The 1,424-nt window shown below is 58.8% G+C and carries 2 protein-coding genes; one reads left to right on the top strand and one right to left on the bottom strand.

Annotated elements, in window-relative coordinates; translation table 11 throughout:
- Positions 1-18: 18 nt before the first annotated feature.
- Entirely contained in the window at positions 19-822 is an 804-nt protein-coding gene (locus KSX58_RS10240; RefSeq protein ID WP_080755322.1) for a site-specific integrase, read from the bottom strand.
- A 152-nt stretch (positions 823-974) separates the two neighbouring features.
- Between KSX58_RS10240 and KSX58_RS10235 the strand changes: the two genes are divergently transcribed.
- Entirely contained in the window at positions 975-1,286 is a 312-nt protein-coding gene (locus KSX58_RS10235) for a hypothetical protein (protein WP_055680606.1), read from the top strand.
- Positions 1,287-1,424: the final 138 nt, after the last annotated feature.

The raw sequence follows: 1,424 nt of genomic DNA, 5'->3' as shown, positions 1-1,424 counted from the left end.
GTACAGGGTTACGGAAAGCTACGCGGCTCCGATGATGAGTCTTTCCCATGCCCGCTGCAGACTTCTCAGCACGGACAAATCGGGGCGGAGATAGTAGCGGGCGGTTGTCTTGATGTCGCTGTGACCGAGTTGTCGTGCGACCACTGAGATATCGGCTCCCGCAGCGATTGCCAGAGTGCCGAAGGTGTGCCTGAGGTTCCTTGGCGGCACGCAGGGGAGTTTCATGCGTTGGCACCATGACGTGTAATGAGCTGCCACCTGGTTGGCGTTCAGATCGCCGACCAGCCTGCCGGTTCTGCCGTGGCGCAATTGCGCGAGCCGTTTGACTGCGAACCGTGGTAGTGCGACCGTCCGTCGGCTCTGGTCGGTCTTCGGGTCGGTGACCGTTTCATGTCCAGCGACCCATTGCACTGACCTTTTGACGGTCACGGTTCCCCGGCGTAAATCCAAGTCGGCCCATTCAATGCCGACGGACTCGCATCGGCGCAGTCCCGCGCAGACGGAGACCAATAACCAGGCTTCCAACGCGTGACCGTAGAAGCCTTTGAGCAGCCGTCTTACCTGTCTGGCGTCGAGCACGCGCGGCTCATACCGCCGCAGGTGCGGCAGTCTGATTTCACGACGTGTCACGTCATTGTCGGTGACTCCCTTGCGATAGGCGAGTCGGAGTATCGCCCGCAGCACGGCCCACGCCTTGCGCGCGGCGCCGGCCTGATTGAACGAGCCGAGCCACTCCTCGATGTCGTTCGCGGTGATCGACTCCATGTCGACGTCAGCCCATTTCGGCTGGATGTGGCAGCGGTAGGCCGACTCGTAGCCCACCCTCGTGCACTCGCGGAGCTTCCCGCAGGAGGGCCACCAGACCTCATTCACAAACGTTCCCAACAACATTTCAACCTCCAAAATCCCACACGTGGTTATCGCGGCTTCCAACGGTAGCCACGTGTGGGATTTTCCTTTCGGAAGGATTCCCAATGAGCCAGGAAACCATCGTCGCAATCGTTATCGCCATCATCGGCAGCGGAGGCAGCGGCGTGTTCGTCACCTGGATTCTGAGCAAGGTCGACCAACGTCACGATCCACTGCATGAGGGCGTCAGGGAACTGTTGTTCTGCAAACTCGAGGCTCTGCACCGCCAGATGGTCGATGCAGGTGGTGTTGCGAGCATTCCGTTGAAGCAAAGCGCGGAACGAATATATGCCGCTTACCACGGTCTGGGCGGCAATGGAACCGGAACCTCGATGATCCAAGACATACGTGACGCGCATATCGCGAACACAGATTGAAAGATTCAAAAGATTTCCACACCGTCCGTACAAGGCGGACGGTACGGACAAAGGAAAGGAGAGGAATTGAACATCCTCAACAAAGGCAAGCCGAAACACAAGCGCATGAATCCACGCCGACAATGGCGCAAGCTACTG

Origin of the sequence: Bifidobacterium sp. MSK.17.10 (assembly GCF_019129655.1) — a bacterium.
GTDB lineage: Bacteria > Actinomycetota > Actinomycetes > Actinomycetales > Bifidobacteriaceae > Bifidobacterium > Bifidobacterium adolescentis.
This window is presented reverse-complemented; position numbering and strand designations above follow the sequence as displayed.

Excerpts from the sequence above, each read along its gene's own strand:
- KSX58_RS10235 (WP_055680606.1), top strand. The coding sequence starts at position 975 with ATGAGCCAGGAAACCATCGTCGCAATCGTTATCGCCATCATCGGCAGC.